Annotated in this window: 14 protein-coding genes and 1 tRNA gene; 7 read left to right on the forward strand and 8 right to left on the reverse strand. The window is 68.3% G+C overall.

Going from position 1 to position 15926, the window contains the following annotated elements; translation table 11 throughout:
- Nucleotides 1-7 precede the first annotated feature (7 nt).
- Together BST17_RS02865 and BST17_RS02870 are read left to right on the forward strand one after the other, a co-directional pair.
- Nucleotides 8-640, forward strand: a complete 633-nt coding sequence (locus BST17_RS02865) for an Rv1363c family protein (RefSeq protein ID WP_083055435.1) — start codon at nt 8-10, stop codon at nt 638-640.
- Nucleotides 641-645: 5 nt separating this feature from the next.
- A complete protein-coding gene (locus BST17_RS02870; RefSeq protein ID WP_407937725.1) occupies nt 646-1413 on the forward strand; it encodes a DUF3298 domain-containing protein in 768 nt (255 codons plus the stop codon).
- A gap of 82 nt (nt 1414-1495) precedes the next feature.
- Here the strand turns inward: BST17_RS02870 and BST17_RS02875 are convergent, their stop codons facing one another.
- Complete coding sequence (locus BST17_RS02875; RefSeq protein WP_083055436.1) at nt 1496-1987, reverse strand: YajQ family cyclic di-GMP-binding protein; 492 nt, start codon at nt 1985-1987, stop codon at nt 1496-1498.
- Between the two features lie 72 nt (nt 1988-2059).
- Here BST17_RS02875 and BST17_RS02880 point away from each other — a divergent pair.
- Both BST17_RS02880 and BST17_RS02885 read left to right on the forward strand, forming a co-directional pair.
- Nucleotides 2060-2142: transfer RNA gene (locus BST17_RS02880), tRNA-Tyr, on the forward strand.
- Nucleotides 2143-2747: 605 nt separating this feature from the next.
- Nucleotides 2748-4160: a PE-PPE domain-containing protein gene (locus tag BST17_RS02885; protein WP_165762197.1), complete on the forward strand. Its 1413-nt coding sequence runs from the start codon at nt 2748-2750 to the stop codon at nt 4158-4160.
- Nucleotides 4161-4216: 56 nt separating this feature from the next.
- Here BST17_RS02885 and BST17_RS02890 read toward each other — a convergent pair whose 3' ends face one another.
- Nucleotides 4217-4984, reverse strand: coding sequence for a cutinase family protein (locus tag BST17_RS02890; protein WP_083055438.1), 768 nt, complete (start codon nt 4982-4984; stop codon nt 4217-4219).
- A gap of 361 nt (nt 4985-5345) precedes the next feature.
- Here BST17_RS02890 and BST17_RS02895 point away from each other — a divergent pair, with 361 nt between their 5' ends.
- Nucleotides 5346-5669, forward strand: coding sequence for an RNA polymerase-binding protein RbpA (locus BST17_RS02895; protein WP_276071105.1), 324 nt, complete (start codon nt 5346-5348; stop codon nt 5667-5669).
- A 185-nt stretch (nt 5670-5854) separates the two neighbouring features.
- On the opposite strand, the gene BST17_RS02900 is transcribed toward BST17_RS02895, so the two are convergent.
- The 4 genes from BST17_RS02900 to BST17_RS02910 form a co-directional block, all read right to left on the reverse strand.
- Nucleotides 5855-7822: an acyltransferase family protein gene (locus tag BST17_RS02900; RefSeq protein ID WP_083055440.1), complete on the reverse strand. Its 1968-nt coding sequence runs from the start codon at nt 7820-7822 to the stop codon at nt 5855-5857.
- Nucleotides 7823-8107: 285 nt separating this feature from the next.
- Entirely contained in the window at nt 8108-8245 is a 138-nt protein-coding gene (locus tag BST17_RS29170) for a hypothetical protein (RefSeq protein WP_165762198.1), read from the reverse strand.
- Nucleotides 8246-8719, reverse strand: coding sequence for a TspO/MBR family protein (locus BST17_RS02905; protein ID WP_083055441.1), 474 nt, complete (start codon nt 8717-8719; stop codon nt 8246-8248).
- 71 nt (nt 8720-8790) lie between these two features.
- Nucleotides 8791-11154, reverse strand: a complete 2364-nt coding sequence (locus BST17_RS02910; protein ID WP_083055442.1) for a lysylphosphatidylglycerol synthase transmembrane domain-containing protein — start codon at nt 11152-11154, stop codon at nt 8791-8793.
- Nucleotides 11155-11294: 140 nt separating this feature from the next.
- On the opposite strand from BST17_RS02910, the gene BST17_RS02915 reads away from it, so the two are divergent.
- Nucleotides 11295-12707: a DUF4407 domain-containing protein gene (locus BST17_RS02915; protein ID WP_083055443.1), complete on the forward strand. Its 1413-nt coding sequence runs from the start codon at nt 11295-11297 to the stop codon at nt 12705-12707.
- A gap of 86 nt (nt 12708-12793) precedes the next feature.
- Complete coding sequence (gene stpK7 / locus BST17_RS02920) at nt 12794-14551, forward strand: serine/threonine protein kinase StpK7 (protein ID WP_083055444.1); 1758 nt, start codon at nt 12794-12796, stop codon at nt 14549-14551.
- A 25-nt stretch (nt 14552-14576) separates the two neighbouring features.
- Here the strand turns inward: stpK7 and BST17_RS29815 are convergent, their stop codons facing one another.
- Both BST17_RS29815 and BST17_RS02925 read right to left on the reverse strand, forming a co-directional pair.
- Nucleotides 14577-14708: a hypothetical protein gene (locus BST17_RS29815; RefSeq protein ID WP_264002017.1), complete on the reverse strand. Its 132-nt coding sequence runs from the start codon at nt 14706-14708 to the stop codon at nt 14577-14579.
- A gap of 328 nt (nt 14709-15036) precedes the next feature.
- Nucleotides 15037-15885 (reverse strand): NYN domain-containing protein, encoded by an 849-nt coding sequence (locus BST17_RS02925; RefSeq protein ID WP_083055445.1) that lies wholly within the window; start codon nt 15883-15885, stop codon nt 15037-15039.
- Nucleotides 15886-15926: the final 41 nt, after the last annotated feature.

The following is a 15926-nucleotide window of genomic DNA, read 5'->3' on the forward strand; positions in this document are numbered from 1 at the left end:
AAACACCGTGCCGGTGACGACGGACAAGACACGCGACAGCGAAGATGCCCCGGGCGTCGAGGAGCCCGAGGCGGTCGCCGATGCCGGGGGCGAGGAGAAGGCCGAGGCCGTCTCCGATGCCCAGGTGGCCGAGGCGCTGGGCCGGACGACCGAGCCGGCCGGTAGCCGGCGACGCTGGGTCGGCGCCGTCATCGCGGTGGTGATCGTTGCGCTGCTGGGACTCTCGGGCTTCCTCGGCTGGCTGGTGTGGCAGGATCACCGGGTCGACCAGGCCGCGCAGCAGGCCCGTGACGCCGCCGCGTCCTACGCGCAGACCCTGACCAGTATCGACGCCGACAAGGTGGACGAGAACTTCGACCAGGTGCTCGCCGGGGCGACCGGCGAATTCAAGGACATGTACTCGCAATCGAGTATGCAGTTGCGCCAATTGCTCATCGACAACAAGGCGGCTGCGCACGGTGTGGTGGTCGAATCCGCCGTCCAGTCCGCCACCCCGGATCAGGTCGTCGTCCTGCTGTTCGTCGACCAGTCGGTGACCAATGCGGCGGTCCCGGATCCACGGATCGATCGCAGCCGCATCAAGATGACCATGCAGAAGGTCGACGGCCAGTGGCGCGCCGCCAACGTCGAACTGCCCTGAGCGCCGTGCGATCGGTGCTCGGCGCGCTCGTCGCGGTCGGTCTGGTGACCGCTCCCACGGCGACGGCCTCCCCGCAGTCGTTCTGCACCGAGCTGGGCGGGCAGCAGAGCGGAGCGTACTGCCACACCTCGGTCGAGTCGCAGCGGAAAGCGCTGCGCGACATCAAGGTTGCCATCCCCGATCTGATCGACGACCCGGTGGCCGGACCGGTGCTACGCGACTACCTGGGCACGCTGGTCGGTAACTGGCGGCGGTTCGGGCAGAACATGGTGGCAGACAGCTTCGGCGAGGCCAACTTTGAGGTGGTCGGACGCCCGGGCACGGTGTCGGTGGTGTTCCGCGAGACCTACCATGCCGACGGTCCGGACTTCAACAATGCCTACCGCACGTTCACATTCGGCGGGGGCCGGCAGCTGCAACTGGCCGATCTGGTGAAGCCCGGGACGGATCCGCTGTCCGCCATCGAGCCGCTGGCGCGCCCGTTCGTCGTCCGCGCGCTGGACGCCGCGCCACCGGCGCATCAGCCCGGCAGCTATCCCTTCATCGCCGAGCGCTGGACCCCGGACAAGATGTACTCCGGCGGCTACAAGGCCTGGGCGCTGACGCCGGACGAGCTGATCCTGTACATGCCGGACTACCCGGTCGGCCACGACACCCCGGTGGATTTCACGACCGGCGTCATGCAGTGGTCGATGGACGGCGGCACGGTGCAGGCGCACATCCCGCTTGCGGTGCTGAGCCCGATCCTGCGTCCGGAGTACGGCGGCACCTGAGCCCATTCGCCGCGAGAGTGACGTTTCTGCGGTCCACGGGGCCTCAGGACCGCAGAAACGTCACTCTCGCGGAGAACACCTACTACCGGTAGTTGACGAACTGCAGCGCGACCGGCAGATCCGCCCCGCGCAGCAGCGCCTGCACGGCCTGCAGGTCATCCCGCTTCTTCGAGCTGACCCGGATCTCCTCGCCCTGGATCTGCGCCTTGACGCCCTTGGGGCCCTCGTCGCGGATCAGCTTGGTGATCTTCTTGGCGTTCTCGCTGTCGATGCCCTGCTTGATGCTGCCGATGATCTTGTACGTCTTCCCCGACGGCTGCGCCTCGCCGGCCTCGAACGCCTTCATCGAGATGTCACGACGGATCAGCTTCTCCTTGAACACGTCGACCGCGGCCTTCACCCGCTCCTCGGTCGAGGACACCAGGATGATGCCCTCCTCGCCCTGCCACTCGATGGTCGTGTCGGTGCCGCGGAAGTCGAACCGGGTGGTCAGCTCCTTCGCCGCCTGATTGAGCGCGTTGTCGACCTCCTGGCGGTCGGCCTTGCTGACGATGTCGAAGCTTGAATCCGCCATCGGACCCTCCTCATAGTGCCGTTTTCGTCTTCGGTACATCCTCGTTGTACCCTGCTACTCGCACCAAATTCCGGCAGGTTGCCCGAGCGGCCAATGGGAGCGGACTGTAAATCCGTCGGCTAACGCCTACACAGGTTCGAATCCTGTACCTGCCACACTGGTCAGGCCCCCTTTCGAGGGGGCCTGACGTGTTTGTGGGGGCAACGGCTCCACCGCGACGGCAATGCCCCGGCGAGTCCGCGCCGGCCGCTCTGCCTGCTGTTACCTCCGGCGTCCGCCGATCGGGTGAACTTCTCGACGCCCGTCAAGCCGAGTGATGGATCACAGCAATCAGGCCGCGGACCGGACGCCGTCGAGGGCGGCTGCGCATTTCGGCTAACCGCTGTGTCAATTCCGGCGTCCGCCGGCCCGCCGTCGCTGACCCGCGGCCGCCGTGGCGCGAACCTGCGCCGGAGGCGGGCGGCCGGTGTTGCGGACACGGCCGACCGGTCCATCGCGAAGCGGGGTCGAGCTATCCGGTCGCGCGGAGAGACCATCGGCGACTGGGTCGATCACGCTGCACCGGTAGCGAACTCGGCCCCCGTCGTCGGCCGTATCGGTCCGGGAAACGGCAGGAGCGCCCTCGGGCGGAGCCGTCGTACGATCCCCACGAACGGGTGGGCGGATGTGCCGGGGGAGCTTCAAAGGTGCTCCCCTGAGCGGCTTTTCAGCCATCGCCTGCCGAATGCAGCCGAAGAATACAGCGGGAGAGGGAGCCAGGGTGAGCGGACGTCACCGAGTCAAGAAGCGCAACCGTGTCGCCACGGCCGTCGCGGTGCCGGCCGCGGCCGTGCTGCTCGCCGGTGGTGTCGTCGATCACTCGGAGCCCGCTGCCCCGCAGCCGCCGGCCATCGCGCAGCAGCACCGGACCGTCTCCACCGACGCCGTCGCGCTGGCCGCACTGGCGTTGTTCGCGGTGCCGGGTGCGGGGGTGCAGTTCCCGGCGGGCGCACTGGACACACAGGACGGCGGGATCTGGCGCCGTATCCAGGACATCACCGTCCTCAATGACCCGGCGCGCTACCCCGGAACCGTCACCGCGGCCTCGGTCGACGCCGGCGCCACCTGGCTCACCGAACTGCTGTTGGCGCGGGACCCGGCGGCCATCGTCAGCGGTATCAACACCGGGTCGTTCGGCGGCCGGGTCGCCGCCGAGGCACTGAACCGGGTGGCCGCCACCGGATACGACATGTCCAGCGTGTTCGGCGTCTTCTACGGCGACTCCAACACCCCGGGCACCGGTATCTTCGCCCGCTACGGCCCGGACGAGCCCACCTTCGGGTCCGACGTGCCGGGCGGCGCGATCGCCCTGCCCGACGGAACCTATCTCCGGGTGAACCGCGAGTACGACCCGATCGCGTACTTCCCGAAGTACCTGCTGAACCCGATGAGCTGGATCCAGTTGGCGGCCGGGTTCATCTTCGAGCACTCGCGGCTGCAGGACTTCGACTTCGAAGACCCGGAGAACGTCGTCACCGTCGAGGGCAATGTCGTGACGGTGCGGGTCAACAGCCCGGTGATGCCGCTGCTGATGCCGCTGAAGATCCTCGGCGTGCCCACCCGGATCATCGACGCGTTCCAGGCGATCCTGCAGCCGATGGTCGAGAGCACCGGCATGTACGAGACGGGCAAGGTGGGCTTCCTGCCGTCACCGCAGAAGCTGTTCGCGCAGTTGCAGGCCGTCGCTGCAGGTTTCGAGAAGGCGGGTCGGATCCTGGCGGGCACCTACTCCGAACCCGAAGAGCCGGCTGAGCCGCCCGTCGTCACCGCGCCCGACACGACCTCGGAGATCATCGACGCGATGGAGGACCGCGACGAGGAACTCAACGGCCCGGATCCGATCGTCGCATCGGCCACGCGCACTGCCGCACAGAAGCCCGAAAAGCCGCTCACGACAACGCTTTCCGTCCGGGAAGAAGAGGAGGCGGTCGACGAGAAGAAGTCGGAGCCGCGGGAGCAGCTGAAGGCCGACCTCGAGAAGGATGACGACGTCGAGATCGAGACTCCGGACAGCACGCCGAAGCAGGACGGCGGCACGGTCAAGGACGATTCCGAGACCGACAAGGATGAGAAGCCTGCGTCCTCCGACCCCGGTGATACGGCCGGCGACGACAAGGGAAACGACTCCGAATAGACCTGAACGACATCAGGCCCCCTCGCCATGAGGGGGCCTGATCGTGTTCGTGAGGGTCAGCCGACCTGGGCGGCGGCCTGCACCATGGTCGCGGACGGGGCGGGCACGCCCAGTCGGCCGGCCACGAAATCGGCTGCCTGTACGGCCATCCCGTTGCTCTTGTAGGAGCTGTGCGCGGAGCGGTCCAGCCCGCCGGGGTAGCAGATCGGGTCACCGACGGCGCACAGCTGCAGGGTCTTACCTGCGTACAGGTCGCCGATCACGATCGGGGGAGCGCTGCGATCGGCCAGGCCCAGGAACCAGCTGCTGGGGGTGCCGAACAGGACGACGGCCGAGACGTGGGAGGCAACGTCGGCGGGCATCGGCCCGGACAGCCCGGCGGGCAACACGAACCCGGCCGGAACGCTGCTGCTGGTGCTGTAACCGGCGACCGCCGCGCCCTGCGAGTAACCGCCCAGCACGATCTTGCTGTCGGGGCACTCGGCGGCGATCTGCTGGATGCGGTTGGTGGCGTCGGCGATCCCGTCGACCGCACGGCCGAAGTCCAGCGACGCCGGGTAGTTCACCCCGTACACGCTGACCGTCTGACCCGGCAGGCGGGCGTTCAGCGCGTCCACGAAGGCCTGGCCGGTGGCGCCGACGCCCGGGCCTTCGAAGGTGCCGCGGGCGAACACCACCGCGACGTCGACACAGTTGTCGGCGGCGGCTTTCGCGGTCGCGGCCGGGCCGGCAAACAGGCCTGCGGCGACGGCAAAGACGGCCAGCGCGGCGAAGATGGCCGAGCGTGCGGCCTTCGCTGCCCAGGTCTGCGGCGATGAGCTCATGAGATGTCCCCTTTTTTGGAATCTGCTGTGCCATCGCTTCGAAGTAGTGGTGGCAATTACCCCCTACAAGCCGGGATCGGCGGGCAGGATTCCACGGCTGTCAAGTGATCCATCTCACCGGATCGGATGGAATGGGCGACCTGGAATGTGCGGTTTCACTCGGTCGACTCTTTGTCGTGAACTCCGGGTGTAGGGTCGAGGTGGACCTCCGTCGAGGCGGGCATGCAGGCGAACATTGCGCCATAGGGGCGTAGCGGTTCATCCCGGAACACCCATGCCTGGCGAAAAGAGTCCCTGTGTACGTCCTTTCCGAACCCTCCCAGCAGCACGTTTGCGATCCACGGCAGTGGTGAACAAACGCATGAGGGGCAGCCGGCTCGGCGCGGTGAGCTACGAGACCGAACGCAACCGCGGGCCGTACCCCCGCCAGATCGCGCGATACCGCACACCGGACGGCATGGAATTCGACGTGCCGTTCGCCGAGGGCGCCGACATTCCGTACCTGTGGCATTGCCGTAACGGGATGGAGGGTGCCCTGCTCGACGGCGAGGTTCCCGAGCCGAAGAAGGTCAAACGTGTCCGCACGCCCTGGGACATGCTGCGCGAGCGACGCACCATCGACGAGCTTGATGCGCTGCTGCGAGAGCGGCTGGCGGTCATCGACGCGCTACGGCGTGGCAGTTAGACCGCTGTGAACAAGAAGGTGTGTTTCAACTGTTATCGAAAGCTGTTCCCCGACAGCGCGATACGCACCGTCACCCTGGGGCGCGAGTGCATGGTGTGCCACGCCGCCACGGAGCGCGGTGAGCCGATGGTCTCTGTCGACGCCGCCCTGCTCTGAACAAATCCGAGGCCGGCACTGACGGGCAGTCACCACCAGCCGGTGGCCGCGCTCACCTGCCGGCCCAACTCGTCGGCCAGGGTGCGCACATACGTCGCCGACAGGTGGTGCGCGTCGTGGTAGATCAGCACATTGCCCTCGGCGGCCCGGCAGATGGTCGGCCGGCACACCGCATCGGAGAGGTCCAGCAGCGCCAGCATCGGATAGTCGGGCGCATGGTCGAGAGTCGGGTTGCGGTCGGCCAGCGCCTCGGTACGCGGCACCCCACAGGTGTCGGCGTCACTACCGTCGGCCAGGCAGTCGACGGGGGAGAAGAAGCGTCCGTCACGCAGCATCCACGGGGTGTCCCGGATCCCGAGCATGCCGATCCCATTGTCGGACAGTTCATCCCAGATGCCCAGGTAGTAGTCGGGCACGTAGTCGCCGTCGCCGTCGAGGATCGGCCGGGTGGTGGTGAAGAAGACGTAATCGGGCCGGTCCGAGATGATCTGGGCGAGCGCGTTGTCCGACCACGTCCGGCAGGACGGGTACGGGGTGAACGGCCCGGCGATGATCGGCACCTCCGCGGTCGTCAGCGGGCAGCCCATCTTCATGTAGGTGGTCACCTTGAAGCCGTGGGCACGGCCCAGCGCGTGCAATGCGGTCAGCCAGTGTTCGGAGTGCGAGCCGCCGGCCAGTGCGATGGTGCGGGTGGCGGTCGGGTCGCCATAGGTGCAGGTGACCACGTCCTCCCCGCCGAAATCGGCCATGCATCGGTCGACCGTGGAGGGCGGCACATCGTCGGGGGCCTCCAGCCCGGTCGGTCGCATCGGCAGTTTGGCCACCCGGCGTCCGTCGACGAGGGCCAGTGCCCCCGGATAATCGCCCAGCGGCAGCGTCGCCAACTCGGTGCCGCTGTCGCGGACCTGCTCGACGTGCTGGCGCCACCCCACCGCCGACACCACCAGCAGCACGACCAGGCAAGCGGTCACGGCCGCTGACGCCACCGGTCGCCAGGAACCCGAACTCGGCCGCACGCAGCACCACGTCAGCCAGGACGCCAGACCGGCGCCCGCCAGGATCACCGCGGCCTCACCGACGCCGACGGTGTCGTCATTGGTGTGGGCCAGCCAGAAGATCAGCAGCGGCCAGTGCCACAGGTACATGGCGTAGGCACCCGCGAGCACTCCGACCGAGCCCCCGCCGGCCGGGCCGCTGACGATGACGAGCACCGTCGCCAACACCGGCACCAGCGCCCACGGACCCGGGTGGTCGACGACACCGTCGACCAGCAACCCCGAGGCCACGATCGCGGCGACGCCGATGACGACCGCCGTGTGCCGCAGCCAGGGGGGCCAGTTCCAGCGGCCCGCGATCGCGGCGGCAAGCACCCCGGCCAGGATCTCCCAGGCCCGGGCGAACGTGCTGTAGTAGGCGACGGTCTGGTCACCGGAGTGCTGGATCACCGCCCACGCCGCCGACGCCATGGTGGTGGCGACGACGATGATGAGCAGCGGTCCGCGGCGACGGACCAACCAGGCGACGACAACGAGGCCCAGCAGCACCTGGCCGGCGACCGACAGTGCCCACAGATGCTGCAGCGGGGTGACCGTCTCGCCGGCCTGTACGTAGTCGCCGGCCGTGGTGGCCAGCATCCAGTTCTGATAGAAGCCCAGGCTGGGCAGCGTCTGCTCGGCGAACGACTCCCAGCGGGTCTGCGGCTGCACCAGCACCGTCAGCGCGGCCGACGCAGCCAGCATCAGCACCAGGGCCGGGATCAACCGTCGGGTCCACCGCCACGCCTGCGTCCACACCGCTCCGTCGCAACCGAGCACGCGGGAGCCGAAGAAATAGCCGACGAGCACCAGCAGCACGTCGACTCCGCCGGACACCCGGCCCAGCCACAGATGCCCGATGACCACCAGGGTGACCGCGACGACGGCCAGCGCATCGAGGTCGCGACGGACCCGCCGCCCGACGGGCGTCACGGGTGTGGAGGTGGTTTGTGTCGTCTGCAAAGCGCACCGAGCATATCGACTGCGTCAGGGCGCGACGGCCACCCGATCGCCGCCATCGCGCTTGGCTCGGTACATCGCGGTATCGGCGGCGTCGAGCAGCTGTTCGAAGTCCTCGATGTTGCGGACCGGCCGCAGGTCGCACCGATGCTCGCGGTCACCTCCGGTGGGCCGACCGCGGCCAGGGCCGATCGCAACCGGTCGCCGGCATCGGTGACCCCGTCGGGAGCCGGCAGGTCGACGATGACGAACTCTTCGCCGCCGGTGCGGGCCGCAAACCACGCCCCGCTACGGCATCAGGAACCCGCGGGTCTGCAGGAAGTTCAGCAGCCAGGCATGGTCGACGTCGTCGTCCCACCAGAGGCGGAACTGATAAACGTAATGCGGCGCGCCGGCCGGGCGGCCGATCTTGAGACGGTAGGGCAATCAGCGTTTGTTGAGCACCCAGATATGGGTGGACAGCACCGTCGCGAACGCACACCACAGCGGGTAGAGCCCCAGCGGCGCGGCCTTGGCGCCACGGACGGCGGCGGCGCGACGGGTCAGGTCGGCGCTGCTCAGCGTCAGGGCGCCGGCGGTGACCGCCGAGGCGCCCAGCTTGTGCTGGTTGAAGAACAGCCAGGACCAGCTGCCGTTGAGGATCAGGTTCAGCGCCAACGCCCGGATGTAGGTGCGGCGCACCTCGGGCGGGGAGTCGTCGAGGGTCTGCGCGGAGACCACCGCGATATCGGTGTACAACGACGTCCACGCGATCGGGAAGGCGGCGCCCGGCGGCTGGTACGGCGGCTTACGCAGCTTGGCGTACCACGGGGATTCGACGGCGGGTTTGCTGGCCAGGCTGCCGACCACGGCCGTCGCCGCGACGGCGAGTGCGGTGGGGGCAAGCGTGCGAATCTGCAAGGGACGCTCCAGGCTCGTGAGGGGAACTGCTGTCGCTGTCGAGTATCCAAGTGACGCAAGCGTCAAACTCGCTAGATCATGTCCTTGCGGGTCAGCCACCGCATCACCGGCCAGCCGACGAACACCGGAAGCCAGCAGGTCAGCACCCGGTAGAGCAGCACCGCGGGCACCGCGATCGCGGCCGGGACACCGAAGGCGGCCAACCCGCCGATCAGCGCGGCCTCCACCGCGCCGACGCCACCGGGCGTCGGCGCCGCCGAGGCCAGTGTGCCGCCGATCATCGTCACGACCGTCACCGTCACGAAGGACGTGCCGCCGCCGAAGGCCGCGATGGCGGCCCACAACGCCAGCGCCGAACCGAGCGTCGTGCCCGCCGCGCCCAGCACGATCAGGGCGAGCCGCTTGGGTTCCTTGGACAGCTCCCACAGGTCGGTCTTGACCTCCTGCAGCTTCGGCGCCAGCGACGAGGCCAGCCAGCCGCGCAGCTTGGGCACCGAGAGGAACACCCCGACCAGGCCCAACGCCACGCCCGCGACGAGGTAGAGCACCGTTGCGCTCGGCACGAAATGCGACAGGTTGGCCGACGCCCCGGCGATCGTGGTGAACAGGATGAGCAGGGACACGTGCACCAGCACCTGCACGCTCTGTTGCAGCGCGACCGCGGCCGTCGCACGCATGGTGGACAACCCGCCCTTCTGCAGGAACCGGGTGCTCAGCGCGAGGCCGCCGACACCGGCCGGCGTGGTGGTCGCGGCGAAGGTGTTGGCCACCTGCATGATCGCCAGATGCCGGTAGGCGACCAGTCCGTCGGCACACGCCCACAGCGCACCGGCGGCACCGAGGTAGCGCAGTGCGGAGACCAGCAGGCCGACCAGTGCCCACCACCAGTTGGCATTGCCGAGCTCGTCGAAGAAGGTCGGCACCGTGCTGATGAACGGATAGGCGACGTAGACCAGCGCGACCAGCAGCACCAGCTGGATGAGCTGCACCCGGGTGAACCGGGTGATCGTCTCGGAGCGGATGTTGTCCGCGCCGGTCTGGTGCAGCACCTGTTCGCGGGCCGCCTCGATGACGGCCTTCGGGTCGTCGACGGCGTCGCGGATGCGGGCCGGTACCGCGGTCTTGGTGAGCCGGCGCGAGGCGGTCAGCACGGTGTCGCGGCCCAGCGTGTCGATCGCGGCGGCGACCGCGGACTGCGGGTCGTACATGGCGGAGGTGGTCACCAGCAGCTGCGCGATATCGGATTGCAGCTGCGCGTCGGTGGCGCCGTACTCGGCGTTGACGAATCCGCCGAACTGCACCCGTCCGTCGTGCACGGTGATCTCGTCGCAGCACAGATCGCCGTGCGAGATCTGGTTGTCCTGCAGGGTCTTGAGCGCTGCCCAGACGGCGTTCACCGGTGCGGCCTCGGCGCTCAGCGGCACGCCGCGGGCGGGCTTGCGGGCATACAGCGTCCACCCGCGGTCCAGCGCGCTGACCGACACCGAGGAGATGTTGGACAGCCCCAGGGTGTCGATGGCAATGGCCATCAGCGCGCGGTGCTCGATGGTCCGCCGCATCGAGGCGTGCAGGGGAGCGGTCTCGTCGGTGCGCAGCCGGAACTTGCGCCAGAGCTGGCTCAGCGCGCCGCCGCTGCGCTGGTTGGGTCCGTACAACTCCACGACGGCGGTGGTGTCCGGGCCGGTGGCGGCCAGCACCAGCGGCCCCTCGCCGGGCGGCCGGATGACGGCCAGCGCCGAGACGACGAACCCGTGCTTGGTCAGCGCGCGCACCGCCCCGTCCAGGGGCACCTCCAGGGCCGGTGTGCCGACGACCCACACGACGAGGGCGCCGACGAACCAGCCGACGGCCAGCCCGAGCAGTGAGCGGGCCGGCACCACGGCGCTGACCGCGAGGTGGATGGGCACGAACGCCAGCAGCAGCGCCCACCAGTAGCGGCGCAGCCGGCGTGACAGCCATGGTCCGGACACGGTGAGCACCGCGGCCAGCAACGCGATCCACCGGGGATCGTCGAGGAATTGCGAGAGCTGGGTGTCCAACCGGTCGCGCAGGTCGAAATGCCATTGCGGCGCCGCGATTCCGCGTCCGGAGATGGACAGGGAGAGCACCGCGATCAGCCCGGCGGCGCCGTACGCCGCGAGCAGCATCCAGTGCCTGCCGAGGACCAGCTGGACCAGGATGACGAACGGCAGCGCCAGGATCGCGACGCCGTAGGCCAGGTAGACCAGGTTGGACTGGGTCGGGGTGAGCACCCCGATGATCTCGGAGATGGACCGCTCCAGGGCCACCCAGTCGTTGCGGGTGATCAGTGAGCTGGTGATGACGACGGCCAGGAAGACCGCCGAGAGCACCACCCGGAGGATCTCGTTGGTGCGCCGGGTGAGCGGTTGCAGCAGGCTGCCGGTGACGCTGATGTCCCGACCGTCGACTCGCACGGGGACAAACGTAACCGGGCGGAGCGGATCGGTGCGCGAAGCGGGACGCACGGCGCTGTGCGAGAATCCGAGTCATCAGCGGCCGGCGTGCGTGATTCCGCCTGGCGCACAACACCGAGGAAGAGACTGTGGGGGCCTCTATGCGTGGTGAACGAATCGGCGAACCGCTGATCGGCGGGGTTGCTGCCGTGATCTCGGGGCTGGCCTTCGCCGGGTCGACGGACTGGCCGCCGGCGGCGGTGATCGTCGCGGCACTGGCCGTCGGCCTGGTGTTCTGGGCGATCGTGTGGGGCATCGCACAGGGCGGCACGACGGCACAGGGCGGCACGACGGCACCCGCCGGCCGGCTCGCCGTCGGTGTCGCGGCCGGATTGCTGCTCGGGGAGCTCGCCGCGGTCGCGGTCTTCGGCGGGCAGATCGACGACGAACTCGCCGCGCAGGCGTCACCGGCCACCGCGACGGCGGCGGCTGCGCTGGACCAGGCGCGGGCCGCACGGGCCGGTCTGGACGAGGCCGTCACGCAGGCCAACCGGCATCGCGATGAGGCGTTGGTGGTGGCCCGGTGCGAATTCAACCCATCGCCGGACTGCCCGCGGATCCGGATCACCGGGGTGCCGGGGACCGGTCCGGAAGCACGCACGGCCAACGAATTCCTCGACGACGCGCAGCGCCGCCTCGATACCGCGGTCGCCGAGCGCAACGGCCGCGCCGCCGGAGCGGACGCCGAGGTGGCCGCCCGCGAACAGGCGTTGGCCCAGGCCCGGCAGGACGCCCTGACCGGCGGGCTCGGCGCGCGCTGGCAGGCGATGAACTCCTACACCCTCGACCATCCGGGCTCGCTGATCCTGCGGGTGCTGGTGGTGGGCTTCGTCGTATTGCTCACGCTGCTGCCGCCGGCGATGAAACGGTGGCGCGGAGCCACCACCGAGGAAGCGGAAACGGCCGCGGACACCGCGATTGCGGTGAAACGGGCCGAGGTGCGCGCCCAGGTCGACCAGTTGTGGGCCGAACAGGAGTTGCACAGCGCCCGGATGGCGGTCGCGGCCCAGAACGAGATCGATGCCGAGCGCCAGCGCCGCCGGGTGGCCGAGGCGCTCGAGGCCGAGCCCGAGGTGGTGGTGGCCGAACGGGTCGAACAGACCGCGATGCTCGCGGCGCCGCCGAGCGGGGAGCTCGAGCCGGCCGGGGATCTCGCGCCCCCACGCGGTGTGCCGGTGCTACCGGATGTCACCAGGGCGGCCGCACGGATCATCAAGCCCTTCGTCCCGCCGATCGTGGCGGGTGCGGTCGACAACGTCGCGCGGACCGTGACCAGGCCGCTGCGCCAGGTGTTCACCGAGACCGAGGAGTTCCACTTCACCCTGCGGCGCACACACCGGGTGACGGTGGAATCCGAGGGTGGCGAACAACCCCGGCAGATCACGACGGAACGCGGTTGGGTCGACGTCGGCGGACCGCGTATCGAGTCGCGGCGCACCGACGTGCTCGACGATTCCGGCGGTTACCGCGAGCTGACCGGGGACGATGGGCCGCGTCGGCTGCCGCCCGCATAAATGTCCCGTCATGACATTTTTGCCACCTGTGATGTAACTTCGATCGACATATCGGGGCCCGGGGGCCAACGCCGAGAGGAAAACAGGTGGACTCGACACCTTTCGGCCATTATCAGCTGCAGGAGCTGATCGGCCGGGGCGGCATGGGTGAGGTTTACCGGGCCTACGACACCAGGACCGACCGGGTGGTCGCGGTGAAGGTGCTACCCCCGCAACTGGCCCAGGACAGTGTCTTCCAGCAACGGTTCCGTCGGGAATCGCAGGCGGCGGCCGGCGTCAACGATCCGCATGTGGTGCCAATCCACGGATTCGGGGAGATCGACGGCCGGCTCTACCTGGACATGCGGCTCATCGAGGGGCGCACGCTGGGCGCGTTGCTGTCCGATACCGGCAAGCCGCTGGACCCGACATTCGCGGTACAGGTCGTCGAGCAGATCGCCTCGGCGTTGGACGCCGCCCATCAGCAGGGCCTGATCCACCGCGACATCAAACCGTCGAACATCCTGCTGACCAGGGCGAATTTCGCGTATCTGATCGACTTCGGGTTGGCCCGTACCGCGGGCGAGTCCGGCATGACGACTGCCGGCAGCACACTGGGGACGCTGGCCTATATGGCGCCGGAGCGATTCGACGGCGGCTTCGCCGACGCCCGCGCCGATACCTACGCGTTGACGTGCGTCCTCTACGAATGCCTAACCGGCGCACGACCGTACCCGGCCGACAGTCTGGAGCAGCAGATCGCCGGGCACATGGTGTCCCCGGCGCCCAAGCCCTCGGAGTCCAATCCGCGGCTCGCCCCGTTCGACGAGGTCATCGCCAAGGGCATGGCCAAGAAGCCGGAGAAGCGCTACCAGTCCGGTGCGGAGTTGGCTGCCGCGGCAGCACGCGCGTTGCGGGCACCGGTGCGTATCACCGGATCCGGGCGCCACACCACCCGCCGGACGCCGTCTGGTTCGCGACGGCTGCCGCAGCGGGCGTTGGTCATCGCCGGGGTGCTGGTGCTTGTCGGGGCGGGTGCGGTCGGGGCGTGGAAGTGGTGGGATTCCCGCGACGCGGTGGATTGGCCCGACGGGGCGGTGCCCGCCATCGCCGCCGCGGTGCCCCTCGACGTGCGAGAGGCCGGCAAGCTCGTGGTCGGGGTCAACGTGCCCTACGCGCCGAACGAATTCACCAACTCCGACGGTGAGATCGTCGGATTCGACGTGGATCTCATGGACGCGATCGCCCGCACGCTGGGGTTGTCCGCCGAATACCGCGAGAGCGAGTTCGACGACATCATCCCGGCGGTGCAGTCCGGGGATGTGAACGTCGGGATGTCATCCTTCACCGACACCCTGGACCGGCAGAAGCTCGTCGACTTCGTGACCTACTTCGAGGCCGGCACACTGTGGGCGCAGCGCGCCGGGTCGGCCGTCGACCCCGCCGCGGCATGCGGACTGCGGGTCGGGGTGGCCTACAGCGTGATTCAGGAGACGGTGGAGATCCCCGCCAAGAGCGACGAGTGTGTGGCCGCCGGATTGGCGCCCATCGAGAAGGTGGTCTACACCCGGCAGGACGATGTGACGGCGGCGTTGATCGCCGGCGATATCGATGCGATGACGGCGGATTCACCGGTAACGGGATTTGCCATCAAGCTCAGCGGCGGTGCGCTGGTGCCTGCCGGAGAGGTCTTCGACTCGGCCCCGTACGGCTGGCCGGTTGCCAAGGGGTCCAAGTTGGCCGAGCCGATGCTGCAGGCGCTCAAGCACCTGATCTCCACCGGTGAGTACCGGACCATCGCCACGATGTGGGGAGTGGAACGCGGCATGATCACCGAGCCGGTGATCAACGGAGCCGCGCGGTAGTGCCGGAGCCGCGGTGAGCGGTGGGTCAGCGCTTTTTGGGCTGCAGCACATCCTCGGTCGCATGCGATGCGGAGCCGGCACGTTTGGCCGCGCGTTTCTCCTTGAGCGACTTGCCGGATTTCTTGGTCATGCTCTGACGCGGTGACTTGTCGGCCATGATGGCCCCTTACTGATGATAGGGCCTGGATGGTCCCGGTCCTTCGACCATACACGTTGACAGGCACGTGGCATCGGCGTTGACTAGGGATGCGGCCGAGTGAATTTTCCTGCGCTTCCGCGAATTTCGCGTCGGCCGCAGGGAAGTAGACATGACACACAACACCGCCCCGCGGGTCATCGGCAATCACCATGACATGGGTCCATCGTCTGCGCACGGCCCCACGCAGGCACCCACCGTCACCGTCGGTGCCGGTTGTTCCCACAATGACTCGGCGGCGGCTGAATCGAGATGGGACTCCGAGGGCGGCCACCCGGCGCCCTGACCGTCAGTCGGCTGGGCGCAGTCGCACCAACCTCGTCGTCGAACTCTCGTCGAGCTCCACGACATCGGTTCGTGACCGCAGGAAATCGCTGAACGACTTGAAGCCCAACGATTTCTCATTGAAAGACGGGTCCATCCGCTTCATCTGCGCTTTCACCGCCGAGTTGTGCAACCAATCGACGTCATCCTTCTCCGTGCCGATGTGCAGGGCGCGTGCCAGCAGCGCTGTGGCCACCGTCTGCGGATCAGGCTCATCGGACTTCTTGGTGCGCCGGCTGGCTCTCTTGGGTTGGTCGGTCGGCTCGAAGACCGGTACCCCGGGCAACGCGTCATACACCACGAACTCATCACATGCCGATGCCAGCGCCTTGCTCGACGACCCGGCGACCCCGATACCGACGACATACCGGCCCAAACGTTTACAACGCTGGGCAAGTGCGATGTAGTCGGAGTCACCGGCCACGATGACCACATGGGTCAGGTCGGGCAACCGGAACATGTCCTCGACGGCGTCGACAGCAAGCCGGATGTCGGCGCCGTTCTTGCCGTATGCGGCTGCCGGGAACAGCTGCACGAGATCCACTGCGCGGCCCACCAGTTGCTGGCGATATCCGGCGTTGACGTCTGCAGACCAGTCTGCATACGCGCGGGTGAGAACCAGCGTGCCGAAGGAAGACGCGAAGTCCAGAATGGCGCCGACATCGACCGTCGAATTCAGTAGCGCATCGTCCGGCAAACCTTTGGCCTTGTCCCGCTGAAACGAATTTCGGCCATTAACCTGGTCGTATCTCGAGATCACGATGTTGTCGAAGTCGAGGTAGACCGCGACACGAGTGGCAGCGGTTTCTGTCATTGTTCCAGTCTCGCTCATCCGCGCCCCGACGTGGCGCAGAA

This window comes from Mycolicibacterium bacteremicum (genome assembly GCF_002086115.1).
Classification (GTDB): domain Bacteria; phylum Actinomycetota; class Actinomycetes; order Mycobacteriales; family Mycobacteriaceae; genus Mycobacterium; species Mycobacterium bacteremicum.

What these genes read in the sequence shown, in the direction of transcription:
- BST17_RS02875 (WP_083055436.1), bottom strand. Translation starts at nt 1,987, where the DNA reads ATGGCGGATTCAAGCTTCGACATCGTCAGCAAGGCCGACCGCCAGGAG.
- BST17_RS02925 (WP_083055445.1), bottom strand. Translation starts at nt 15,885, where the DNA reads ATGACAGAAACCGCTGCCACTCGTGTCGCGGTCTACCTCGACTTCGAC.
- BST17_RS02890 (WP_083055438.1), bottom strand. Translation starts at nt 4,984, where the DNA reads ATGAGCTCATCGCCGCAGACCTGGGCAGCGAAGGCCGCACGCTCGGCC.
- BST17_RS29815 (WP_264002017.1), bottom strand. Translation starts at nt 14,708, where the DNA reads ATGGCCGACAAGTCACCGCGTCAGAGCATGACCAAGAAATCCGGCAAG.
- BST17_RS02895 (WP_276071105.1), top strand. Translation starts at nt 5,346, where the DNA reads ATGAGGGGCAGCCGGCTCGGCGCGGTGAGCTACGAGACCGAACGCAAC.
- BST17_RS02915 (WP_083055443.1), top strand. Translation starts at nt 11,295, where the DNA reads ATGCGTGGTGAACGAATCGGCGAACCGCTGATCGGCGGGGTTGCTGCC.